The 22,455-nt window shown below is 71.8% G+C and carries 20 protein-coding genes and 1 pseudogene; 13 read left to right on the top strand and 8 right to left on the bottom strand.

The features are described from left to right. A pseudogene (locus ACFYX3_RS33580) lies at positions 1-278 on the bottom strand (RNA polymerase sigma factor SigF); the annotation flags it as partial. 87 nt (positions 279-365) lie between these two features. Between ACFYX3_RS33580 and ACFYX3_RS33585 the strand changes: the two are divergent. Then, positions 366-752 (top strand): DUF3040 domain-containing protein, encoded by a 387-nt coding sequence (locus tag ACFYX3_RS33585; protein WP_389021677.1) that lies wholly within the window; start codon positions 366-368, stop codon positions 750-752. Between the two features lie 85 nt (positions 753-837). On the opposite strand, the gene ACFYX3_RS33590 is transcribed toward ACFYX3_RS33585, so the two are convergent. Beyond that, complete coding sequence (locus ACFYX3_RS33590) at positions 838-993, bottom strand: hydrophobic protein (RefSeq protein WP_389021680.1); 156 nt, start codon at positions 991-993, stop codon at positions 838-840. 185 nt (positions 994-1,178) lie between these two features. Here ACFYX3_RS33590 and ACFYX3_RS33595 point away from each other — a divergent pair, with 185 nt between their 5' ends. From ACFYX3_RS33595 to ACFYX3_RS33615, 5 genes are all read left to right on the top strand, one after another. Beyond that, entirely contained in the window at positions 1,179-1,769 is a 591-nt protein-coding gene (locus ACFYX3_RS33595) for a type 1 glutamine amidotransferase domain-containing protein (protein ID WP_382660533.1), read from the top strand. Between the two features lie 23 nt (positions 1,770-1,792). Next, a complete protein-coding gene (locus tag ACFYX3_RS33600; RefSeq protein WP_382660534.1) occupies positions 1,793-1,981 on the top strand; it encodes a CsbD family protein in 189 nt (62 codons plus the stop codon). A gap of 332 nt (positions 1,982-2,313) precedes the next feature. Continuing rightward, positions 2,314-3,108 carry a polysaccharide deacetylase family protein gene (locus ACFYX3_RS33605; RefSeq protein ID WP_389021685.1) on the top strand — a complete coding sequence of 265 codons (795 nt, stop codon included), beginning with the start codon at positions 2,314-2,316 and terminating at the stop codon, positions 3,106-3,108. 76 nt (positions 3,109-3,184) lie between these two features. Beyond that, positions 3,185-5,371, top strand: coding sequence for a hypothetical protein (locus ACFYX3_RS33610; RefSeq protein WP_389021688.1), 2,187 nt, complete (start codon positions 3,185-3,187; stop codon positions 5,369-5,371). A gap of 172 nt (positions 5,372-5,543) precedes the next feature. Next, positions 5,544-5,849: a hypothetical protein gene (locus ACFYX3_RS33615; RefSeq protein WP_376583104.1), complete on the top strand. Its 306-nt coding sequence runs from the start codon at positions 5,544-5,546 to the stop codon at positions 5,847-5,849. Positions 5,850-5,923: 74 nt separating this feature from the next. Here the strand turns inward: ACFYX3_RS33615 and ACFYX3_RS33620 are convergent, their stop codons facing one another. Then, positions 5,924-6,415: a carboxymuconolactone decarboxylase family protein gene (locus ACFYX3_RS33620; protein WP_382660537.1), complete on the bottom strand. Its 492-nt coding sequence runs from the start codon at positions 6,413-6,415 to the stop codon at positions 5,924-5,926. 114 nt (positions 6,416-6,529) lie between these two features. On the opposite strand from ACFYX3_RS33620, the gene ACFYX3_RS33625 reads away from it, so the two are divergent. The 5 genes from ACFYX3_RS33625 to ACFYX3_RS33645 all read left to right on the top strand — a co-directional run bounded on the left by ACFYX3_RS33625 (position 6,530) and on the right by ACFYX3_RS33645 (position 12,025). Continuing rightward, positions 6,530-7,453: a pirin family protein gene (locus ACFYX3_RS33625; protein WP_382660538.1), complete on the top strand. Its 924-nt coding sequence runs from the start codon at positions 6,530-6,532 to the stop codon at positions 7,451-7,453. Between the two features lie 41 nt (positions 7,454-7,494). After that, the gene (locus ACFYX3_RS33630) at positions 7,495-7,836 is read left to right on the top strand and encodes a GNAT family N-acetyltransferase (protein WP_389021694.1); all 342 of its coding nucleotides are present in this window, start codon (positions 7,495-7,497) and stop codon (positions 7,834-7,836) included. A gap of 383 nt (positions 7,837-8,219) precedes the next feature. Beyond that, on the top strand, positions 8,220-9,629 hold the full coding sequence (locus tag ACFYX3_RS33635; RefSeq protein ID WP_389021697.1) for a family 2B encapsulin nanocompartment shell protein: 1,410 nt from the start codon (positions 8,220-8,222) through the stop codon (positions 9,627-9,629). A gap of 95 nt (positions 9,630-9,724) precedes the next feature. Continuing rightward, the gene (locus ACFYX3_RS33640) at positions 9,725-11,131 is read left to right on the top strand and encodes a family 2 encapsulin nanocompartment cargo protein terpene cyclase (protein WP_389021702.1); all 1,407 of its coding nucleotides are present in this window, start codon (positions 9,725-9,727) and stop codon (positions 11,129-11,131) included. Positions 11,132-11,146: 15 nt separating this feature from the next. Next, the gene (locus ACFYX3_RS33645) at positions 11,147-12,025 is read left to right on the top strand and encodes a geranyl diphosphate 2-C-methyltransferase (protein WP_389021706.1); all 879 of its coding nucleotides are present in this window, start codon (positions 11,147-11,149) and stop codon (positions 12,023-12,025) included. 56 nt (positions 12,026-12,081) lie between these two features. On the opposite strand, the gene ACFYX3_RS33650 is transcribed toward ACFYX3_RS33645, so the two are convergent. Then, on the bottom strand, positions 12,082-13,566 hold the full coding sequence (locus ACFYX3_RS33650) for an MFS transporter (protein ID WP_389021709.1): 1,485 nt from the start codon (positions 13,564-13,566) through the stop codon (positions 12,082-12,084). Positions 13,567-13,721: 155 nt separating this feature from the next. On the opposite strand from ACFYX3_RS33650, the gene ACFYX3_RS33655 reads away from it, so the two are divergent. Then, the gene (locus ACFYX3_RS33655) at positions 13,722-14,162 is read left to right on the top strand and encodes a MarR family winged helix-turn-helix transcriptional regulator (RefSeq protein WP_184933033.1); all 441 of its coding nucleotides are present in this window, start codon (positions 13,722-13,724) and stop codon (positions 14,160-14,162) included. A 75-nt stretch (positions 14,163-14,237) separates the two neighbouring features. Here ACFYX3_RS33655 and meaB read toward each other — a convergent pair whose 3' ends face one another. The 4 genes from meaB to ACFYX3_RS33675 all read right to left on the bottom strand — a co-directional run bounded on the left by meaB (position 14,238) and on the right by ACFYX3_RS33675 (position 19,957). Further along, positions 14,238-15,215, bottom strand: coding sequence for a methylmalonyl Co-A mutase-associated GTPase MeaB (gene meaB, locus ACFYX3_RS33660; RefSeq protein WP_389021714.1), 978 nt, complete (start codon positions 15,213-15,215; stop codon positions 14,238-14,240). Further along, the gene (gene scpA / locus ACFYX3_RS33665) at positions 15,212-17,386 is read right to left on the bottom strand and encodes a methylmalonyl-CoA mutase (RefSeq protein ID WP_389021718.1); all 2,175 of its coding nucleotides are present in this window, start codon (positions 17,384-17,386) and stop codon (positions 15,212-15,214) included. Before scpA ends, meaB begins: the two co-directional genes overlap by 4 nt. After that, on the bottom strand, positions 17,386-19,197 hold the full coding sequence (locus ACFYX3_RS33670; RefSeq protein WP_389021721.1) for a methylmalonyl-CoA mutase family protein: 1,812 nt from the start codon (positions 19,195-19,197) through the stop codon (positions 17,386-17,388). Before ACFYX3_RS33670 ends, scpA begins: the two co-directional genes overlap by 1 nt. 103 nt (positions 19,198-19,300) lie before the next feature. Further along, positions 19,301-19,957: a class I SAM-dependent methyltransferase gene (locus ACFYX3_RS33675; protein WP_376583131.1), complete on the bottom strand. Its 657-nt coding sequence runs from the start codon at positions 19,955-19,957 to the stop codon at positions 19,301-19,303. A 213-nt stretch (positions 19,958-20,170) separates the two neighbouring features. On the opposite strand from ACFYX3_RS33675, the gene ACFYX3_RS33680 reads away from it, so the two are divergent. Continuing rightward, complete coding sequence (locus ACFYX3_RS33680; RefSeq protein WP_389021725.1) at positions 20,171-22,453, top strand: MMPL family transporter; 2,283 nt, start codon at positions 20,171-20,173, stop codon at positions 22,451-22,453. Positions 22,454-22,455: the final 2 nt, after the last annotated feature.

Raw genomic sequence — 22,455 nt, forward strand, 5'->3', positions numbered from 1 at the left:
AACCTCCGGGCGGCGAACCTGACGAGGCTGAGGTTGAGCTCGATCAGCGTGTTGCGGACGTACGCGTACTCGGGAGTTCCCTCCTCCAGGGCCCGTAGCCGGGCGAACAGCGCGACGGACAGGGCCCGGGCGTCGTCCGTGGAGACGGCGGACGGGCAGGCGGGCTCGGGGATCCCGTCGAGCGCCGTCCGGCGGGTGGCGGCCCCGGTGGTGTCGGGCCCCGGGCCGGGGCCGACGGCGGTGAGCGTGGTGTGGGAGCGTTCTCCGGCGGTGGACATGAGGGCTCCTTCATCTGAGGAAAGGATGCCCTTCTTGTGGCGCTTTGACACGAATCCAGGGGGAAGCTGTAGAGACACGACGCGCCCATGTCGGCGCGCCTGGATCGGGAGGAGGTGTCCGCGATGGACGAGGCCCGGCTCTCGGCGCACGAACGGCGCGTTCTGGCGGAGATCGAGGAGCAGCTCAACCAGCAGGACGTCTCGCTGGCCCGCAGCCTGCGCACGATGCGGCGGGCTCCGCGCCTGCACGTTCCCTCGATCGCCCGGGCCCGCCGACACCTTCCCTCCCTCGGCGTCGCGGCGCTCGGCGCCACGACCCTCGCCCTGCTCGTCCTCGCGGTCGCCACCGAGGCGCCGGTGCTCATCTGGACGTTCGCCGCGGTGTGGGTGCTGACCCTGGTCGCCCTGCTGATCCTCGTCGTGCGCTGGGCGCGGCGCCGGACGGCGCGGTCACGACCAGGGGCCGGCGAGTGAGGCACCGGCCCCGGCCCGGACGCACGCACCGCCGCCCCGGACCCTCCGGGGCGGCGGTGCGTGCGATTCCGGGGCCGCGACCCGCTCACCAGCGGTACCAGCGGCCGCTGCCGCTCCTCATCAGGAAGCCGAGCAGCCACAGCACGAGGACCGCGAGGGCGATGTACCAGAGGACGTGGAGGGCGAATCCTCCGCCGAACAGCAAGAGAATCACGAGGAGGACGAGAAGAAGGGCAACCATGGCGGCACCTCCGCTGCCTTCGGAATCCGGCCGGTCGGTGGTCGGCACGGGAACTCGGTACCAGCGCGGTTGCCCCCTTCCTCCGGGAACATGCACGCAGGAGGGACGGAGCTCGACGTTTGAGACGCGTGCGCGGGGTGAGGCGCAGAAGTGGTGGGGGAGCGCCGCCCGAGAGGAGGCCCATCGTGTCGTCCGACGGAAAGCACGACGGAAAGCTCGACGGCAGGAGCGTGCTCGTCCTCACGACGAACCACGGCACGGAACAGGACGAGCTGCGCAAGCCCGTGGCCGTCCTGCGGGAGCACGGTGCCCGGGTCACCGTCGCCGCGCAGAAGGACGCGCCCGTCCGGACCGTCGTCGGCGACCGGCGTCCCGGCGCCGTCGTCCCACCGGACACGACCTTGGCACGGGCGACGGCGGACGGCTTCGACGCCGTGATCGTGCCGGGCGGCACCCTCAACGCCGACCGGCTGCGGACCGACGCCGAGGCGCGACGCCTCGTCTCCGCGTTCGCCGAGGCCGGCAAACCGGTGGCCGCGATCTGCCACGGGCCCTGGATCCTCGTGGACTGCGGGCTCGCCCGGGGCCGCGAACTGACCTCGTACCCCTCCCTCCGCCCCGACCTGGAGAACGCGGGCGGGACCTGGCGGGACCGGGAGGTCGTGGTCGACGGCTCGGCGGGCCACCCCCTCATCACCTCCCGCCGGCCGGCCGATCTCGACGCCTTCGCCGCGGCGATCGTCGAGACCCTCGACGGCGGCGGGACGCCGGCATGACGAGAGAGAAAGGAGTTCGACCCATGCGTGAGAGCGGGATGGAGAAGAGCAAGGGCAAAGCCAAGGAGGCCATGGGGAAGGCGACGGGCGACCGGCGGATGGAGGCGGAGGGCAAGGCCGACCGCGCGAAGGGCAGCGCCCGTGAGGCGATGGAGAAGGTGCACGAGGCGGCCGAGAAGGCCCACGACGCCATGAAGCGGCGCGCGTCCTAGGGCAGGGCCGTACGAGACGGGCGATGGCCGTGACCACCGCCCGGGACATGACGACCGTCGCCCGCGCGATGCCCGACCCGCAGGTCGGCGACCTCGTCGGGACGGTCTCCGCGGACTCCTGAGGCTCCGGCACCGCACGAGCGCCCCGCTGCCCCGTCGGCGGCGGGGCGTTCCGCCGCCCGTTCGGCACGAGCTGAGCGGCCGTCAGCGGGGCGGACGCGATCCGGCCCACCGCCGTCCCGCCAGTTGATCCGGATTCGGTGAAACCTTCCGGCTCCTCGTACCGTCCTCTCACCAGGGAGATGGACGGAAACACGGGGAGTGGGGATTCCATGGGGCAGGGCAAGTACACGGCGCACATAGCCGTGGTGGCTTCGGCGGTAACACTGAGCCTGGCGGTGTGGGGCGCGGCGGCGCTGATGGACGACGAGGCCGTCGCGAAGATGGGGGACACGTCGATCTCGCAGACGCCCGACGGGAAGCCGAAGGGGCCGGCCCAGGTGCGGCCCGCGAAGGTCCCCGAGAGCATCGCGCACGCGGCCGAGCAGGGGGGCTCGGCCGTGAACATCACCATCGACGACGGCCCCGACGCACGGTGGACGCCGCAGATGCTGGACATCCTCAAGGAGAACGGCGTCAAGGCCGTGTTCTGCATGGTCGGCCCGATGGCCAAGCAGAACCCCGACATCGTCAAGCGGATCGTCGCCGAGGGCCACCGGCTCTGCGACCACACCGTGTCCCACGACACCACGATGGACAAGAAGCCCTTCGCGTACCAGAAGCAGGAGATCCTCGACGCGAAGAAGATGATCGAGGACGCGGCCGGGGGAGCGAGGATCGACTATTACCGCGCGCCCGGCGGCGCGTTCACCCCGGACAGCCGCCGCCTCGCCTCCGGCCTGGGGATGCGGCCGCTCGGCTGGAACGTGGACACGAAGGACTTCGAGCAGCCGGGCACGGCCTCGATCGTCAACACCGTCAAGAACGAGCTGTCGAACGGTCCGACGATCCTCTTCCACGACGGCGGCGGCGACCGCAGCCAGACCGTCGCGGCCCTGCGGCAGGTGCTCCCGTGGCTGAAGCAGAACGGGCACACCTTCAGCTTCCCCGTACGCACGACCCCTTGAGTCCCACGCCCGCGCGCCCGCCCCACGGCCCGAAATCCGCATGCACCGGGCCGTGCCGGGCTGGCAGCATGCCGGAATGGTCCACGCTCTCGAACGTCTGATCGTCCGGCACACCCACCGTCTTCCCCTCCCGGCCCACACCGCCCGGAACAGCGGGAACGACGACGGGGGCGTCGCGGCACGGCGGTTCGACGCCGCCCTGATGTCGGCCGGGTTCAAGCTGTCGGCCGGGCTGCTCGAAGAGCTGGCCCGGCTGCCGGAGGAGACGGTGGTCGCCCTCGCCGCCCGCACCCTCGACACGGTCCGCGAGACGGTCGGCGACCACGTCCGGCACAACGTGTACTTCGTCGACTTCCCGGCCAACGTGCCCGACACCTTCGAGTTCTGGATGCGCTGCGTCGCCGAGACCCTCGACGACGACACCGCGCGCCCCGGCGTGCTCCAGCGGCTGCGGGCCGGCGTGCTCGACCTCCTCACCCTCCCGTCGTACGGCGTCTACCGCCACACGTACGAGCAGATGCTCGCCGCGCACGACGAACTGATCGCCGCGGCGGACGACCGCATGACGGTCCTGCACCCCGGCGGCACCCTCGACGACGAGGTCACCGCCCTCTATCTGTCCCTGGCCGGAAGCACCACCCCGCTCGGCGACGACCACCTGCGCGACCTCGCCGTCCTCGCCGCCCACCGGATCGACGGGCCGCAGCCCGAGGCGATCCCGGTCCGGGAGATCCGAGCCGTCGTCAACCGGGCCCGCCTCGACGCCGGCGCGGATCTCCTCCTGGACACCGTCACCGACGTGCTGCGCCTGGCCTGCGCGCTCTCCGACGGGGACGTCACCCTGCGCGAGCCGACCCGGTTCCGCGCGCTGTCCCGGCCCGTCCGCCGCGCCCTGCTCGGCGGCCTCGACGCCGTCGTCGCCGAAGCCCCCGCGAAGCTCGCCGACGTCGCCGCCCACCGCGAGGCGTGGAAGCGCCTCGGCGAGCGGCTGCACCCGCACGAGTACCCGCGCCGGCCGTCTGCCGCGGAGGTCTTCGCCGTCGCCCGGGGCGAGAAGAAGGCGCCGTCCTTCGACAGCCGCGTCGAGGAACTCCTCGGCCGCGGCGACGTCGCCGCGGCCGCCGCACTCCTGACGGCCGCCCCCGGCAGACTGCTGCGCGCACTGGACCGGCTGCTGTGCGCGGCGGACGGGCCGAAGGAACTCGACGCCGTCCTCGCCGCGTTCGAGAGCGCCGTCCCCCAGGTCTCCGGCCGCGTCGTCCTCTCCCTGCGCGAGCACGTCCAGAACCGGGCGGGGACGACGGGGGACCGGCGGGTGTTCGTGAACCGGCTCGGCGGCGCCTGGGTCACCGCCGACACCCGGCCGCCGCTGCCGTCCGCCGTACGCGAACGGCTGTGCGCCGTCCTCGACGCAGAGACGCGGCGCCGGCTGCCCGCCCCCGGCCGGCTGCTCGTCGACCCCGCCGTCCTGGACGTGGCGCTCCCGCTCAGCGGCCGCGCGACCGCCGCGGGGTTCGGCGTCCTGCCGCGCGGCTCCGTCTCGCCCGTAGAGGGCGAGCTGCTGCGCTTCTTCACGTACTGGAAGCAGACCGCGTGCAGCACCGACTACGACCTGTCGGCACTGGTCCTGGACGACGACTACGCGACCGTCACCTGGCTCTCGTACACCGCTCTCACGGCCGTCGAGGGCAGCCACTCGGGCGACATCACCGACGCGCCGGACGGCGCCTCGGAGTTCATCGACCTGCGGCTCGGGGCGGTCCGCGGCAGCTTCGTCGTGCCGCAGGTGAACCTCTTCTCCGGGGAGGGCTTCGAGCAGGTCGAGGAGTCGTTCTTCGGCTACATGCTGCGCGAGACCGAGCAGCGGGGCCGCCCGTTCGAGCCGCGCACGGTCCGCATGAAGTCCGACCTCCGCGGACCCGGCCGGGTCGCGCTGCCGCTCGCGTTCGAGCGCGGCGAGGACGGCCGCTGGCGCGCGCGGTGGCTGCATCTCCACCTGAGGGGCAATCCGTCGGCGAACCGGGTCGAGGAGAACCGGGTGTCGGTCTCCGTGCTGCTCCGGGGCCTGCTCGCCCGCACCCCGCTGACGGTCCGCCACCTGATCGACCTGATGGCCGCCGACGCCACCGCGACGACCTGGTGGGACGGCTCGACGCTGCCGGACGGGCCCGTCACGTACATCGGTCTGGAGCGCCCCGACGGCCTGCCGGAGGGCTCGCGCGTCCTCACCCCCGAAAATCTGCGCGACCTGATCCCCGCCTGACTGCTACGGTCGTCCCGGGCGAGGCCATGAAGAGGCTTCCTTCTCAAAACCACTTGAAATAGTCTCTTCGCTTTCCTCGCCCCTCAGCTTGCGGGACCCCCCGTTCGGACGGTGAGAACGGTCGGAGCGGGGGTAGGGCGTGACCCGCGGCAGGCCGGCCCGTTGTGAGGGTGTGACCTCAACACGACGCATCTCCTCGATCCTCGCCGTCGCCGCCGCCTTCTCGTGCCTCGGCGCGTCCGCGGCGTCCGCCGCGACCACCGCCGACGCGACCGGCCCCCTCGGTCCCAAGATCAACCCGATCAGCGAGCTCGACTCCCTCGCCACGACCGGCATCCCCGAGGAGTCCCGCGGGCGGTTCCCCGGCATCGCGGGCCAGCTGAACGGACTCGACGGGCTGAACCAGCTGGGGCAGCTGCACCAGCTCACCGACCAGGCGGCGCCGGTCACCGGACTGCTCCCCGCGGTCTCCGCCTGACCGACCCGACAGGAATCCCCCGGAGGTCCGGTGCCCCGACGGCACCGGACCTCCGCCGTGTCCGCCGCCCGGGATCAGCGCTTGGCGGGTGTCTCCCGTACGGGGTGCTTGCTCATGATCGAGACCCGGTTGAAGGCGTTGATCGTGATCGCCACCCAGATCACCGCCGAGATCTCGTCGTCGCTCAGCGACCGGCGCGCGCTGTCGCAGGCACGCTCCTGCGCGAGGGCGTCGGCGGGGGCGGTGGTGGCCTCCGCGAGGTCGAGCGCGGCGCGCTCGCGGTCCGTGAAGAGCTCGGTGTCGCGCCAGGCGGCGAGCACGCCCAGACGGCGGGCCGTCTCGCCCGCGCGCAGGGCGGCCCTGGTGTGCACGTCGAGGCAGTACGCGCAGCCGTTGATCTGGGACACGCGGATGTTGACGAGCTCCACCAGAATGCGGTCGAGCCCGGCCTCGGCGGCCGTCGCGCGCACGGCGTCGGCCGTCTGGACCAGCGCGTGATAGGCCTTGGGGCTCTGCTTGTCGACGTAGATCCGCTTGTCCGCCGGGGCTCCTGCCGTGTCGCTCACCGTGCGCTCCTTCCGGGCCGTGCCCGCCTCGTCCGCGAACAGTGCGTGTCACCGTCGCAAGGGCTATCATCGTCCATGATTGTTGAAAATGGAACTATCTCTGGAGGGGTCGGCATGAGTATCGCGGAGATCGAGGTCCTGACGGCGCGGGACGTCCCGCTCGGGGGGCCCCGGGCCATGACCGTACGGCGCACGCTCCCGCAGCGCGCCCGGACGCTCATCGGCGCCTGGTGCTTCGCCGACCACTACGGCCCCGACGACGTCGCCGAGTCCGGCGGCATGGACGTCGCCCCTCACCCGCACATAGGACTGCAGACCGTGAGCTGGCTGTTCAGCGGCGAGATCGAGCACCGCGACAGCCTCGGCAGCCACGCGTACGTACGCCCCGGCGAACTGAACCTCATGACCGGCGGGTACGGCATCAGCCACACCGAGGTCTCCACCGCCCGCACCACCGTCCTGCACGGCGTACAGCTGTGGGTGGCCCTCCCCGAGGAGCACCGGAACACCGCCCGGGACTTCCAGCACCACGCCCCCGAGACGGTCCGCGTCGACGGAGCGGACCTCAGGGTCTTCCTCGGGTCGCTCGCCGGCTCGGCCTCCCCGGTCCGCACCTTCACCCCGCTCCTCGGCGCCGAACTCGTCCTCGACCCGGGCGCGACCGTCACCCTCCCCGTCGACCCCGCCTACGAGCACGGCCTGCTCGTCGACACCGGCGAGGTCCGCATGGCCGGAACGCTCCTGCGCCCCGCCGAGCTCGGATACGCCCCCACCGGGGCCGACGCCCTGACCCTGACGAACGAGTCGGACGCCCCCGCCCGCGCGGTCCTCCTCGGCGGCACTCCGTTCGAGGAGGAGATCGTCATGTGGTGGAACTTCATCGGCCGCAGCCACGAGGACATCGTCGAGGCCCGAGAGGAGTGGGAGAAGGAGTCCGACCGCTTCGGCGAGGTCGAGGGCTACCCCGGCGACCGTCTCCCCGCCCCCGCCCTGCCCAACGCCCGGATCGCGCCGCGCAGGAACCCCGCGCGCCACTGACCGTTCACGGCCCGCACCCACACCCTACGAAAGGCACTCCCATGACCGAGCAGTCCACCACCCCCGTCGTCCGGCGCGTGGACGCCCGTCACCGGTACGAGATCCTCGTCGACGGCGAGCGCGCGGGTCTGACGGCCTACCGCGACCGCGACGACCGCCGGGTCTTCTTCCACACCGAGGTCGGCGAGGCCTACGCGGGCCGGGGTCTGGCCTCGATCCTCATCGAGCAGGCCCTCACCGACGTCCGCGCCTCCGGGATGCGCATCGTCCCCGTCTGCCCCTACGTCGCGAAGTTCCTGAAGAAGCACGACGAGTTCGCCGACATCGCCGACCCGGTGACGCCCGAGGTCCTCCAGTGGCTGGAAGGACAGCTCAAGCGCTGACCCCCGGTCGCTCCGGTCAACACGACGCACGCGAGGGCGAACGCTTCCCCCGTATGGACCAGTCGCGTCCGCCCGGGCCCGCAGGCCCCCCGACCCGGGGGGTCGAACGGGCGACCGAACCTCGGGCGCGGGGTGCGTCGCTGGCCGACTCCCGATGGGTTGGCCGGAAACCTGCAGATGGCAGGGGTAAACATCATTTCGAGCAAGATCACTGCAAGGAGTTAATGCCCTCGGACTCTCTGAGCGAGGCGGGCTCGGCGGCCGTTAATGTTCCCCGAGATCTGGACCGATTCCCGGATCTTCGCCCCCCTTTCATCTTCTTCAGCCGGTTTTCGACGCCTTCGTGCGCCGATCGCCGCCCTCGCCAAGGAGAGCTCGTCCCGATGACCGTTGACGACCGCCCGGTACGGCTGGAGCCGCCCCGGCAGTCCAGCCTCAGCACCGCGGCCGCCCGCAACCTCGCCACCACGACCAAGTCCGCCCCGCAGATGCAGGAGATCAGCTCCCGCTGGCTGCTGCGGATGCTCCCCTGGGTGGAGACCAAGGGTGGCGCCTACCGGGTGAACCGCCGGCTGAGCTACACCGTCGGCGACGGACGCATCGAGTTCGTCCAGGACGGCTCCCGCGTCCGCGTGATCCCCCGCGAGCTCGGCGAACTGGCCCTGCTGCGCGGCTTCGAGGACGTCGACGTGCTCAACGCGCTCGCCGACCGCTGCGTCCAGCGCGACTTCGGCGTCGGCGAGGTGCTCGTCCAGCGCGGGGCGCCCGCCGACCAGATCCACCTGATCGCCCACGGCCGCATCAACCAGACCTCCGTCGGCAAGTACGGCGACGAGGTCGCGGTCGCGACGCTCGCCGACGGCGACCGGTTCGGTGAGAACGCCCTCCTCGACGGCGACGCGGGCTGGGACTACACCGCGACCGCCGAGACCTCCGGCACCCTGCTCACCCTCTCCCGCGCCGACTTCACGAACATCCTCGACTCGGCGCCGAGCCTGCAGGCCCACATCCGGGAGTTCAGCTCGCTGCCCGACCAGCGGCAGAACAAGTACGGCGAGGCCGAGATCGCGATGTCGGCCGGCCACAAGGGCGAGGCCGAGATCCCCGGCGCCTTCGTCGACTACGAGCTCAAGCCGCGCGAGTACGAACTCTCCGTCGCCCAGACCGTCCTGAAGGTCCACACCCGGGTCGCCGACCTCTACAACGGGCCGATGAACCAGACGGAGGAGCAGCTCAGGCTCACCATCGAGGCGCTGCGCGAGCGCCAGGAGCACGAGCTCATCAACAACCCGGAGTTCGGCCTGCTCCCCAACGCCGACTTCAAGCAGCGGATCCAGCCGCACTCCGGCCCGCCCACCCCGGACGACCTCGACGAGCTGCTCTGCCGCCGCCGCAGCACCAAGCTCTTCCTCGCCCACCCCAAGACGATCGCCGCGATCGGGCGCGAGTGGAACCGTGCCGGGCTCTACCCGGACACCATCGAGCTCCAGGGCCACCGGGTCCCGGCCTGGCGCGGGGTCCCGATCCTGCCCTGCAACAAGATCCCGATCAGCAAGGAGAACACCAGCTCCATCCTCGCCATGCGTCTCGGCGAGGACAACCAGGGCGTCATCGGTCTGCGCCAGACCGGTCTGCCCGAGGAGTACGAGCCGGGCCTGTCGGTGCGGTTCATGGGGATCAGCGAGCAGGCGATCATGTCGTACCTCGTCACGACGTACTACTCCGCCGCCGTCCTCGTCCCGAACGCGCTCGGCGTCCTGGAGAACGTACAGATCGCGCGCCGGCGCGACTAGGCCCTCCCCGCAGGCCACCACCACCCGGACCATCCGGGCCGGGCCGGCGTGCCCGGAATCCGGGACGGCCCACCCCTCTCTCCAAGGAGTCACGGATGCCCGATCCCGGGCTTTCCCCTCTGCAGTCCAGCCTGCCCGGCGCCGCGGCCTCGTTCACCGCCCGAGTCCTCGCCGACGCGGCGGCCCACGGCATCGCCCTCCCCCACCTCCTCGCCGACGCACCGGACCTTCCGGCGGCCCCCCACCCGGAAGCCCCGGCCGGGCCCCCCACGGGGCTCACCGCCGGGGTCCCCACCGGGCCCCCCACCGGGCTCGCCGCCGCGGCTTCGGCCGGGGCACCGGTCGAGGCCCCGGCCTCCTCTGCGGTCCCCGCGGTCGACGCCGCCGCCGTAGCGGCGCCGACCCGGCCCGATCCGGGATGGGTGCCGCGCGGTCCCAGCGGTCTCGGTACGGCGGGCCTTTCCCTGGTCCCGCGTGCGGAGCCCCTGGCACCCCGGGCGGCGGCCGTCGAGGCGCCGGCGGACGCCCTGATCATCCCGGGCCTCTACTGGCATCCGGTGCCCGAGCCCGACCCGGTGCGCGTGGAGGAGGTCAGCCTCCGCATCAAGTCCTGGGCGCTGGACGAGATCCAGCTCTACCCCGAGGACTGGGAGGGCGACTTCGACGGGTTCCACGTCGGCCGCTACATGGTGGCCTGCCACCCGGACGCCCCGACCATCGAGCACCTCATGGTCGCCGCCCGGCTGATGGTCGCCGAGAACGCCGTGGACGACTGCTACTGCGAGGACCTCGGTGGTTCGCCCATCGGTCTGGGCGGACGCCTCCTCATGGCGCACACCGCCCTGGACCCGCTGCACTCGACGGCGGAGTACCAGCCGGTGTGGGCGGAGTCGCTCCACGCGGACGCGCCCCGGCGCTCCTACCGCTCGGCCATGGAGTACTTCGTCCGCATGGCGACCCCGTCCCAGGCCGACCGGTTCCGGCACGACATGGCCCGGCTGCACCTGGGCTACCTCGCCGAGGCCGCGTGGGACGAGACGGACCACGTGCCGGAGGTCTGGGAGTACCTGGCGATGCGGCAGTTCAACAACTTCCGCCCCTGCCCCACGATCACCGACACCGTCGGCGGCTACGAACTCCCCGCCGACCTGCACGCCCAGCCGGCCATGCAGCGGGTCCTCGCGCTCGCCGGCAATGCCAGCACCATCGTCAACGACCTCTACTCGTACACCAAGGAACTCGCCAGCCCCGGCCGGCACATGAACCTGCCCGTGGTGCTCTCCGAGAAGGAGTCGCTGTCGGAGAAGGACGGCTACCTGAAGGCCGTCGAGGTCCACAACGAGCTCATGCGCGACTTCGAGGCCGCGTCCGCCGAGCTGGCCGCCGCCTGCCCCGTCCCGAGCGTGCTCCGCTTCCTGCGCGGAGTCGCCGTCTGGGTCGACGGCAACCACTACTGGCACCAGACCAATACGTACCGCTACAGCCTGCCCGATTTCTGGTAAGAACGGATTCCATCTGTGACCAACACCGAGCTCCCCACCGTCGACTCCGCGTTCGTTCCCGCCCCGGCGACGCCGTACCAGGGAGACATCGCCCGTTACTGGAACGCCGAGGCCAGGCCCGTGAACCTGCGCCTGGGCGACGTCGACGGGCTGTACCACCACCACTACGGCATCGGCGCCGTCGACCACGCCGCCCTCGGGGACGTCGAGGACAGCGAGTACGAGAAGAAGCTGATCGCCGAGCTGCACCGCCTGGAGTCGGCGCAGGCCGAGGTCCTCCTGGACCACCTCGGCCCCATCGGCAGCGAGGACACCCTCGTCGACGCGGGCTGTGGCCGCGGTGGTTCGAGCGTGATGGCCCACCAGCGCTTCGGCTGCAAGGTCGAGGGCGTCACCCTCTCCTCCACGCAGGCCGAGTTCGGCAACAAGCGTGCCAAGGAGCTGGGCATCGAGAGCCACGTCCACGCCCAGGTGTGCAACATGCTCGACACCCCCTTCGAGAAGGGCAGCATCGCCGCCTCGTGGAACAACGAGTCGAGCATGTACGTCGACCTGGACGACCTGTTCGCCGAGCACTCCCGCTTCCTGAAGGTCGGCGGCCGCTACGTGACCATCACGGGCTGCTGGAACCCGAAGTACGGCCAGCCGTCGAAGTGGGTCTCGCAGATCAACGCGCACTTCGAGTGCAACATCCACTCGCGCCGCGAGTACCTGAAGTCGATGGCCGACAACCGGCTCGTCCCGCAGGCCGTCATCGACCTGACGCCGGACACCCTGCCCTACTGGGAGCTGCGGGCCACGTCCTCGCTGGTCACCGGCATCGAGGAGGCGTTCATCGAGTCGTACAGGGACGGCTCCTTCCAGTACGTCCTGATCGCGGCCGACCGCGTCTGACGTACCGGTCCACGGCCGAGGGGCGGGTCCGTCATCCGACGGACCCGCCCCTCGTGTCATGCCGCGGCCGTCGCCTTCTCGGCCGCCGGTGCGTTCACCCGCTCGGTACGGGGCGCCTGGCCGGTCCGCAGACCGAGGCGGGCGATGACCGCGACCAGCGCGAAGGCGACGGCGCCGATCCAGAAGGTGAGGGTGAAGCCGGACTCCGCGGGCAGCGGCGGGACGCCGGCGGGGAGGTGCCCGATGGTCTGCGAGGCCAGGATCGTGGTGACCACGGCGCTGCCGATCGCGCTGCCGGTCGAGCGGGAGATGGAGTTGATGCCGTTGGCGATGCCGCTCTGGTGGTGCGGGACGCTCGACATGATGACGGCGGGCATGGCCGCGTAGCCGAAGCTGACGGCCGCGCCGACGATCACACCGGCGCCGATGACCGAGGCGGTGTGGCCGTGGTCGAGGGCGAGCCAGCCGAAGCCCACGGCGCCGAGGGCGGCGGCCAGGGTCAGCGCGGTGCGCGGGCCGCGGTGGCGGACGAGCCGGCCGCCGATCGGCGAGGCGAGCAGGGAGACGATCGCGCCGGGCAGCAGGAACTCGACGGAGGCCCGCAGGATGGACGCGCCGAAGCCGTAGCCGGTGAGGGCCTCGGGCATCTGGACGAGGTACGAGACGCCCAGGAAGTTCGCGAACATGCCGAAGCCGACGAGGACGCCGGCCAGGTTCGCCATGAGCACCGGCCGGTGCACGAACATCCGCATGTCGACGAGGGGCTCGCGGACCTTGAGCTCGGTGAGGACCCATACGACGGTCATGACGGCCGCGGCCGCGAAGCTGCCGAGGGTGCGGCCCGAGGTCCAGCCCCACTCGTGGCCCTGCGAGATCGGCAGCAGGAGCAGCAGCAGGGTGGCGCCGAGGGTGAGCGCGCCGAGGAAGTCGGTGCGGCCGCCGGTCTTGTGGCGGGTCGCGGGGACCAGGAACACGACGGCGAGCAGGGCGATCGCGGCGAAGCCGGTGGCCATCCAGAAGGCGCTGCGGTAGTCGGCGTCGGAGCCGGAGGTGAGCAGGCCGGTGGCGACGAGCGCGAGGCCGCTGCCGAAGGCCAGGGTGCCGCTGACCAGCGACATCGCGCCGGGCAGCTTCTGCGGGCGGACCTCCTCGCGCAGCACGGACAGGGCCAGCGGGAAGATCGCGGTGGCGGCGCCCTGGAGGACGCGGCCGAGGATCAGCAGGGGGAGCGAGGTCGCCAGGGCGGCGACGACGGAGCCGGCGACCATGACGCCGAGGACGGCGACGAGGGTGGGCTTCTTGCCGTGCTGGTCGCCGAAGCGCCCGAGCAGCGGGGTGAAGACGGCGGCGGAGAGCAGCGTGGCGGTGGTCACCCAGCTCACGTTCGCGGCCGAGGTGCCCAGGTCGGCGCGGATGAGGCCGAGGATCGGGACCGGCAGGGTCTGCATCATCGACACGACCATGGCGGCGAGGCTCAGCGCGAAGACGATGAGCGTCTCGCGCCGGGGATCGGCGGCGGGCGGGGTGGTCTCGTGACTCATGGGTGGGGGCCTTCTCAGTGCTTCACGTCGTAGATGTTTGACGTCATCAAGTAATGCGACGAAGGTAGGCCTCGATGGTTGAGGAGGTCAAGTGAATGATTGAGGTGCTTAAGTAAATAATTGATAATGTCAACGATCGTGAGTACGCTCGACGCATGAGCGCGACCACCCCCGAGACGCCCACCAAGCTCCAGCTGCTTGAGCTCCTCGCCGCCATCGGCACGGCCCAGTGGCGCGACTTCGCCGCGGCCGCCGCCCATCACGGACTGACGTCCACGCAGGCCAAGGTCCTCGCCCAGCTGAACGGCCCGCTGCCGATGCGCGCCCTCGCCACGCTCCTCGTGTGCGACGCGTCGAACGTCACCGGGATCGTGGACCGCCTGGAGGGGCGCGGGCTCGTGCGCCGCGAGGCCGACGCCTCGGACCGGCGCGTCAAGAACGTCGTGGCGACCGACGAGGGCCGGGAGGTCATCCGTCGGGTCCGCGAGGAGATGCAGGCCACCCACGGCGCCCTCGACACGCTCGGCGCGGAGGACAGCGCCACCCTGTACGGGCTGCTCGCGCGGCTGCGGCCGGGCATGGAGAACAACGCCTGAGAGCGCCTGCCGCCGGGCATGGAGAAGGGCGCCCGACGGGAATCCCCGTCCAGGCGCCCTTACCCCGTCTCGGTCTCAGCGCTCCCCGAAGGCCTTCAGGATCTGCTCGGCCGCCAGCGTCGCCGTCAGCTCGCCGTCCCTGACCCGCCGCTCGAGCGAGGGCGTGACCTCCCGGACCGCCGGGTCCGTGTGCAGCCGGCGCAGCAGCTCGTCGCGGACCATCGACCACGTCCAGTCGACCTGCTGGTCTTGCCGCTTGGCCGCGAGGCGCCCCGTCGAGTCGAGGAGCGCGCGGTGCGCCCGCAGCCGCTCCCAGACCTCGTCGAGGCCCGCCGACTCCCGCGCGCTGCAGCTGAGCACCGGCGGCGTCCACACGGCGTCGGCGCCGTGCATCAGCCGCAGTGCGCCCGCCAGTTCCCGCGCGGCGGCGCGGGCGTCGCGCTCGTGCGGGCCGTCCGCCTTGTTGACGGCGACCACGTCGGCCAGCTCCAGGACGCCCTTCTTGATGCCCTGGAGCTGATCGCCCGTACGGGCCAGGGTGAGCAGCAGGAACGAGTCGACCATGTTGGCCACGGCGGTCTCGGACTGCCCGACGCCCACCGTCTCCACGAGCACCACGTCGTAGCCCGCGGCCTCCATCACGACCATCGACTCGCGGGTCGCCTTCGCGACCCCGCCGAGCGTGCCGGCGCTGGGGGAGGGGCGGACGAAGGCCGCCGGGTCGACGGCCAGCCGCTCCATGCGGGTCTTGTCGCCGAGGATCGAGCCGCCCGTACGGGTCGACGACGGGTCGACGGCGAGCACCGCCACCCGGTGGCCGAGCCCCGTCAGCATCGTCCCGAACGCGTCGATGAAGGTCGACTTCCCGACCCCGGGCACCCCGCTGATCCCGATCCGCACGGCCTTGCCGCTGTGCGGCAGGAGCTCGGTGAGGAGCTCCTGCGCGAGGGCCCGGTGCTGGGGGCGCGTCGACTCGACGAGGGTGATCGCGCGCGCGATCACCGCCCGCTTCCCGTCGAGCACGCCCTTCACGTACGTGTCGAGACCGATCACAGGTCGTGCCCGAGGTCGGCCGAGAGCCGGGTCACCAGGTCGTGGGCCGCGTCGGGGATCACCGTCCCCGGCGGGAACACGGCCGCCGCGCCCATCTCCAGGAGCGTCGGCACGTCCTGCGGGGGGATGACACCGCCGACCACGATCATGATGTCCTCGCGGCCCTCCGCCGCGAGCTCCTCCCGCAGCGCCGGCACGAGGGTGAGGTGACCCGCGGCCAGCGACGAGACCCCGACGATGTGCACGTCCGCCTCGACGGCCTGACGCGCCACCTCGGCCGGGGTCTGGAACAGCGGGCCGACGTCCACGTCGAAGCCCAGGTCGGCGAAGGCCGTGGCGATCACCTTCTGGCCTCGGTCGTGGCCGTCCTGGCCCATCTTGGCGACCAGGATGCGCGGCCGGCGCCCCTCGGCCTCGCCGAAGGCGTCGACCAGGGCCCGGGTGCGCTCCACGGAGGGGGACTCGCCTGTCTCGTTGCGGTACACGCCGGAGATCGTACGGATCTGCGCCGCGTGCCGGCCGTACACCTTCTCCAGGGCCTCCGAGATCTCGCCGACGGTGGCCTTCGCGCGGGCCGCGCGCACGGCGAGCTCCAGGAGGTTGCCGTCGCCGCCCGCGGCCCGGGTGAGCGCGTCGAGCGCGTCCCGGCAGGCGGTCTCGTCGCGCTCCTCGCGCAGCCGCCGCAGCTTCTCGATCTGCTGGGCGCGGACCGAGGAGTTGTCGACCTTGAGGACCTCGATCTGCTCGTCTGACGCCACCCGGTACTTGTTGACGCCGATCACCGGCTGCCGTCCGGAGTCGATGCGGGCCTGGGTGCGGGCCGCCGCCTCCTCCACGCGGAGCTTAGGGATGCCCGCGTCGATGGCCTTGGCCATGCCGCCGGCCTGCTCGACCTCCTGGATGTGCTTCCAGGCGCGGCGGGCCAGGTCGTGGGTGAGCTTCTCGACGTACGCGCTGCCGCCCCACGGGTCGATCGTCCGGCAGGTGCCCGACTCCTGCTGGAGGAGCAGCTGCGTGTTCCGGGCGATGCGGGCGGAGAAGTCCGTCGGCAGTGCGAGGGCCTCGTCGAGGGCGTTGGTGTGCAGCGACTGGGTGTGGCCCTGGGTCGCCGCCATCGCCTCCACGCACGTCCGCGTGACGTTGTTGAACACGTCCTGCGCGGTCAGCGACCAGCCGGAGGTCTGCGAATGCGTGCGGAGCGACAGGGATTTGGCGTTCTGCGGGTCGAACTGCTTCACCAGCTTCGCCCACAGCAGGCGGGCGGCGCGCAGCTTCGCGATCTCCATGAAGAAGTTCATGCCGATCGCCCAGAAGAACGACAGCCGCGGCGCGAACGCGTCGACGTCCAGGCCCGCTTCACGCCCGGCGCGGATGTACTCCACACCGTCCGCGAGCGTGTACGCCAGCTCCAGGTCGGCCGTCGCACCCGCCTCCTGGATGTGGTACCCGGAGATGGAGATGGAGTTGTAGCGCGGCATCCGCTGCGAGGTGTACGCGAAGATGTCGGAGATGATCCGCATCGACGGACCGGGCGGATAGATGTACGTGTTGCGGACCATGAACTCCTTGAGGATGTCGTTCTGGATGGTCCCGGCCAGCTTCTCCGGCGGTACGCCCTGCTCCTCGGCGGCCACGATGTACAGCGCGAGGACCGGAAGGACCGCGCCGTTCATCGTCATCGACACGGACATCTTGTCCAGCGGGATGCCATCGAACAGCTGCCGCATGTCGTAGATGGAGTCGATGGCCACGCCGGCCATGCCGACGTCACCCGTGACGCGCGGGTGGTCGCTGTCGTAGCCGCGGTGGGTCGGCAGGTCGAAGGCGACCGACAGGCCCTTCTGGCCGGCGGCGAGGTTGCGCCGGTAGAAGGCGTTCGACTCCTCGGCCGTGGAGAAACCCGCGTACTGACGGATCGTCCAGGGCTGGTTCACGTACATCGTCGGGTACGGGCCGCGCAGGTACGGGGCGATGCCCGGGAGGGTGTCCAGGAAGTCCAGGCCCTCCAGGTCCTGCCCGGTGTACAGCGGCTTGACGGCGATGCCCTCCGGGGTCTCCCACAGCAGGTCGTCACCGCCCGCCGCCCTCTTCACGGCCGAGCGCCACTCGTCGGGACCGCCCCCGGCGGCCTGTGCCCCGAGCTCGATCCCGGAGAAATCGGGGATGGACATCAGGACACTCCCATGCGGTCGAGGGTCGTGGAGAGCAGGGCGACGGCGTCGCAGCCGGCGAAGACGTACGTGTCGACACCGGCGTACGACCCGGGGCGCCCGGCGAGGAGGACGTGCTCGGCCCCGGACGCGCGCAGCTCCCCGGCGGCGGCCTCCGCCCCCTCCTCGTACAGCGCGTCGCTGGAGCAGAGGCAGGCCTCGCGGGCGCCGCTCTCCTCGAACGTGCCCTCGGTGACGGCCTCGATGCCGCCCGCCTGGAAGAGGTTGGCGGCGAAGGCGAGCCGGGCCGAGTGCGCGGCCGCCGGGCCGAGCGCCGCAAGGAACACGCGGGGCCGGGCTCCGGTCGCCGCGAGGTGGGCGTCCGAGCGGGCGCGCAGCGCCTCGTACGCCTCGTCGCGCCGGACGCGGGGAAGACCGCCGGACAGCGGCTCCGGCGCGGGCACGCGGTCCACGGGCTTCTCCGCCAGGTGCGGGAACTCGCTGACACCGGTGATCGGTTCGCGGCGCGTGGCGAGCTTCCTGCTGCGGGCGGCCCAGGTCTCGGCGAGCCGCTCGCCGATCGCACCGGAGCGCAGCGCGGCCTCCTGACCGCCTTCGCGCTCGATCGTCTGGAAGAACTCCCAGGCGGCGTGCGCGAGTTCGTCGGTGAGACGCTCCACGTACCAGGAACCGCCCGCCGGGTCGATCACCCGGGACAGGTGGGACTCCTCGATGAGGACGGTGGAGGTGTTGCGGGCGATCCGCCGGGCGAACGCGTCGGGCAGGCCGAGCGCCTCGTCGAAGGGCAGCACGGTGACGCTGTCGGCGCCGCCCACGCCCGCGGCGAGCGTCGCGATGGTGGTGCGCAGCATGTTCACCCACGGGTCGCGGCGCGTCATCATCACCGGCGAGGTCACCGCGTGCTGGCGCTGCGCGCCCGCCTCCGGGGCCCCGCAGGCCTCGGCGACACGGGCCCACAGGCGGCGCGCGGCGCGCAGCTTCGCGATCGTCAGGAACTGGTCGGCGGTGGCCGCGTAGCGGAACTCCAGCTGCCCGCACGCCTCCGTGACGCTCAGTCCGGCCGCGGTCAGACCCCGCAGGTACGCCACGCCTGTCGCGAGCGAGCAGCCGAGCTCCTGAGCGGCCGAGCCGCCCGCCTCGTGGTACGGCAGGGCGTCCACGGTCAGGGCCCGCAGCCCCGGGTACGTGTCGGCGCAGCGGCGCGCCAGACCGGCGACGGACGCCAGGCCGTAGGCCGCGCGGCCGGTACGGGCCTCGTGGCCCAGCGGGTCCGCGCCCAGGTTGCCCCGGGCCGCCTCAGGGGTGACGCCCCGCTCCTCGTACAGCCGCAGCAGCCGCTCGGCGGCCGCCTCCGTCTCGTCGCCCGCGTCGAGGACGACGGGTGCGAGGTCGAGGTAGACGCCGTCGAGGACGGCGTCGAGCGAGGACACCGGGATGCCGGAGCCGCCGACACCGAGCCACAGCGAGGTGACGCCGTTCTCCAGGTCGGCGAGGACCGCCTCGCCGTCGGCCGTCAGGTGGCGCTGGCGCACGTCCCAGCCGCCGGTGGTGTTGCCCTCGGCCCGCCCGCCGCGCACGAAGGGCGCGAAGCCGGGCAGACCGGGGGCGGACGCGGAGTCGCGCGCGGTGTACAGCGGGCGGGTGTCGAGGCCGTCCTCAAGGAGGGTGGACAGGGCGTCCTCGGCGGCGTCGCCGGAGACCTCCTTGCCCGACTTGCGCAGGACACCCGCCACGAGGTGTTGCCACTGCTCATGTGGCGCGTCTGGGAATTCGGACGCCAGGGAGAGCCCGTCGTCAGGCAGGACCGTCATGGCTCGGATGCTAGGGGAGATCCACAAAGGAGCAGAGGGCGTACGACTGTGACCTTCTTCTCTTCCGCATCCCGAGACGGCTGCCCGACCACTGGGACACCCCTCAGACGGGCTCGACCCGCCGCGCGAAGCAGAAGAGATGCTCCTCCGGCGCCGCGCGCTCGTCGTCCGGCCGGAACACCGACACCTCGTGCCGCAGGACCTCGAGACCGCAGTCCTCCCGCAGCGTCCGCACGTACTCCTCGACCGGGAAACTGGACACCCTGACCGGCCGGCCCATCCACTCGATCTCCAGCCCGTCCACGTCCGCCGGCACCGTGGCGGTCACGAGATAGCCCCCGGGCGCCACCCAGCCCGCCATCCGCTCCAGGGAGGCGACGGCCTCCGCCCGGCTCATCATCAGCAGCGGGAAGAACGCGCACACGGCGTCGAAGCTCCCCGGGGCGGCGTCGTAGTCGCGCACGTCCACCTGCTCGAACCGGGCCTCCGGCACCTGCGCGCGGGCGAGCCCCACCATCTCCCCGGACACGTCGATGCCCGTCACCGCGCACCCGGCCCGTACCAACCGGTCGGCGACCGGCCGCCCCGTTCCGCTGCCGACGTCCAGGACGCGGGCCCCCGCGCCCAGTCGGTCCGTCAGCCAGTCCACCGCCGCCAACTGCTCCGGCAGACGGCCGAAAGCCCGCTCGTACGCGATGCCCAGACCGTCGAACAGTTCGGCCGCCGACAGCGGCTTCCGCTCGGAACCCTCTTCCCGCATGCTGCTCCCCTTTCCCGGATGGCACGAGTTCCCGGGATGGCACGAGCTTCCCGGACGTCACGGGCGGACTACCCGCCGCGAGCAGTCTCCTACCCGGCCGCGCGCAGGCCGAGATGCCGGAGCGCGGCGCGAGGCGAAGAATGGACGGGTAGGCCCGCACGACGCGGGTGCCGGAACCGCTCGGGGACTTCCCTATCCGGACACGGCCACGCCATGAACGCAGGAAGCCAGGCCAAGAGCCGGCCAGCACCCTCCCAAGGCGTCCTCTACCGACTCGGCCACTGGTGCGCCCGCCACTTCATCGTCGTCATCGCCCTCTGGCTGGCGGCCGTCGCGGGACTCCAGATCACCGACCGGGCCGTCGGCGGCATGTTCTCCGACGACTTCGCGCTCCCCGGAGTGCAGTCGGCCGAGGGTCTCGACGTCCTCAAGGCGCACGATCCCGCCGCCGGCGGATACAGCTCCCAGGTCGTCCTGAACGACCCCTCGAAGCCCCTCACGCAGGAGTCGTCCGCGGTCAACTCGGCCGTCGCCGCCCTGGCGAAGCTCCCCGACGTCATCGGAGTCCAGAACCCGCTGCCGCCGCCCGGAAGCACCCCGCCCCCGCTCCCGGCCGGGACGCCCAACACCGGCCCGCTCTCCACGGACGGCAAGACCGCCTACATCACCATCCGCTTCAGCGTGGCGCCCTCCACCCTCGGCACCGACTACCTCAACGGCGTCGACGCCGCCGTGCAGCCCCTCAGGGACGCCGGCGTCACCGTCGAGTACGGCGGCTCCCTCGGCGAACTCGCCCGGCCGACCGCGGACGACCGCAGCAGCGAGGCCATCGGCTTCGCCGTCGCGATCGTCGTCCTGCTCATCGGCTTCGGCAGCGTCATCGGCGCCGTCCTGCCGCTGATCACCGCACTCCTCGGAGCGATCTGCGGGCTCGCCCTGCTCGGCCTGATGGCCGCCGCCTTCACCTTCGGGACCGTCTCACCCACCCTGGCCACCATGATCGGCCTCGGCGTCGGCATCGACTACGCGCTGTTCCTCATCACCCGCCACCGCCAGAACCTCATGAACGGCCACGATCCCGCCGACTCGGCCGCCCTCGCGACGACCACCAGCGGCCGCGCCGTGCTCGTCTCCGGCTGCACCGTCATCATCGCCCTCTCCGGCCTCTGGGTCTCCGGCGTCACCTTCATCGGCAAACTCGGCCTCGCGGCCGCCTTCACGGTCGTCACCGCCGTCATCGCCGCCCTCACCCTCGTCCCGGCCATGCTCGGACTCGTGGGCAGACAGATCGACCGCTACCACGTCCGCAAGCCCGTCGCGGAGACCGACGCCGAGCCCGGCGCAGCCGCGCACGGCACCTGGCACCGGTACGCGCAGCGCGTCGAGAAGCGCCCCTGGTGGTTCCTGACCGGCGGCGTCCTGGTCCTGCTCGTCCTCGCCTTCCCCCTGCTCTTCATCCAGCTCGGCCACATCGGCGACGGCGCCGACCCCGAGTCCTTCACCGACCGGCGGGCCTACGACCTGATCTCCACGTCCTTCGGCCCCGGCGCGAACGGGCCGCTCACCGTCGTCGTCGACCAGTCGGCCGTACCCGCCTCCGACCGGGCCGCCCTCGCCACCAAACTCCAGCAGTCGCTCACGGGCGTCCCGAACGCCGCCTTCGTCACCCCGCTCCAGACCACCTCCGACGGGGACGTGCTCGTCGGCACCGCCTACTCGGTGGCCTCGCCGCAGGACGAGAAGACGACCCAGCTGACCAACCACCTCGTCGACGACGTCCTCCCGCAGGCCGTCGCCGGCACCGACGCCCAGACCTACGTCACCGGGAACACGGCCGCCCAGGTCGACTTCCTCGACATCGTCTCCAGCCGCCTGCCGCTGATCATCGCCGTCGTCGTCGCGCTCGCCTTCCTCGTCATCCTGATCGTCTTCCGCGGCCTCCTCGTCGCGGTCAAGGCGGCCGTGCTCAACGTGCTCTCCATCGCCGCCTCGTACGGCGTCGTCGTGGCCGTCTTCCAGTGGGGCTGGGGCGGACCCGCGCTCGGCGTCAACGGGAAGGTGCCCATCGAGAGTTACGTGCCGATGATGATGTTCGCCATCGTCTTCGGCCTGAGCATGGACTACGAGATCTTCCTGCTGTCCCGCGTCCGCGAGGCCTGGCTGCGCACCGGAGACTCCAAGGCCAGCGTGGCCCACGCCCTGGAGATCACCGCCCGGGTCATCACCTGCGCCGCACTGATCATGGTCAGCGTCTTCGCGGCCTTCATCGTCTCCGACAACATCGTCGTCAAGATGCTCGGCCTCGGCCTCGCCGCGAGCGTCCTCATCGACGCCACCGTGGTCCGCCTGCTGCTCGTACCCGCCGTGATGACCCTCCTCGGCAGCCACGCCTGGTGGACCCCGCGCTGGCTGGACCGCATCCTGCCCCACCTGGACACGGAGGGGGAGGAAGCGCTCCAGGCCGCGGAAGAACCCCAAAGCGTCTCGAAGACCTAGTG

Origin of the sequence: Streptomyces sp. NPDC002463, assembly GCF_042889835.1 — a bacterium.
Lineage (GTDB): Bacteria > Actinomycetota > Actinomycetes > Streptomycetales > Streptomycetaceae > Streptomyces > Streptomyces nymphaeiformis.

Coding starts and splice junctions, on each gene's coding strand:
- ACFYX3_RS33640 (WP_389021702.1), top strand. CDS start 9,725: ATGCCCGATCCCGGGCTTTCCCCTCTGCAGTCCAGCCTGCCCGGCGCC.
- ACFYX3_RS33635 (WP_389021697.1), top strand. CDS start 8,220: ATGACCGTTGACGACCGCCCGGTACGGCTGGAGCCGCCCCGGCAGTCC.
- ACFYX3_RS33610 (WP_389021688.1), top strand. CDS start 3,185: ATGGTCCACGCTCTCGAACGTCTGATCGTCCGGCACACCCACCGTCTT.
- ACFYX3_RS33680 (WP_389021725.1), top strand. CDS start 20,171: ATGAACGCAGGAAGCCAGGCCAAGAGCCGGCCAGCACCCTCCCAAGGC.
- ACFYX3_RS33605 (WP_389021685.1), top strand. CDS start 2,314: ATGGGGCAGGGCAAGTACACGGCGCACATAGCCGTGGTGGCTTCGGCG.
- ACFYX3_RS33625 (WP_382660538.1), top strand. CDS start 6,530: ATGAGTATCGCGGAGATCGAGGTCCTGACGGCGCGGGACGTCCCGCTC.
- ACFYX3_RS33650 (WP_389021709.1), bottom strand. CDS start 13,566: ATGAGTCACGAGACCACCCCGCCCGCCGCCGATCCCCGGCGCGAGACG.
- ACFYX3_RS33590 (WP_389021680.1), bottom strand. CDS start 993: ATGGTTGCCCTTCTTCTCGTCCTCCTCGTGATTCTCTTGCTGTTCGGC.
- ACFYX3_RS33585 (WP_389021677.1), top strand. CDS start 366: ATGTCGGCGCGCCTGGATCGGGAGGAGGTGTCCGCGATGGACGAGGCC.
- ACFYX3_RS33675 (WP_376583131.1), bottom strand. CDS start 19,957: ATGCGGGAAGAGGGTTCCGAGCGGAAGCCGCTGTCGGCGGCCGAACTG.
- ACFYX3_RS33670 (WP_389021721.1), bottom strand. CDS start 19,197: ATGACGGTCCTGCCTGACGACGGGCTCTCCCTGGCGTCCGAATTCCCA.
- ACFYX3_RS33600 (WP_382660534.1), top strand. CDS start 1,793: ATGCGTGAGAGCGGGATGGAGAAGAGCAAGGGCAAAGCCAAGGAGGCC.
- scpA (WP_389021718.1), bottom strand. CDS start 17,386: ATGTCCATCCCCGATTTCTCCGGGATCGAGCTCGGGGCACAGGCCGCC.
- ACFYX3_RS33655 (WP_184933033.1), top strand. CDS start 13,722: ATGAGCGCGACCACCCCCGAGACGCCCACCAAGCTCCAGCTGCTTGAG.
- ACFYX3_RS33630 (WP_389021694.1), top strand. CDS start 7,495: ATGACCGAGCAGTCCACCACCCCCGTCGTCCGGCGCGTGGACGCCCGT.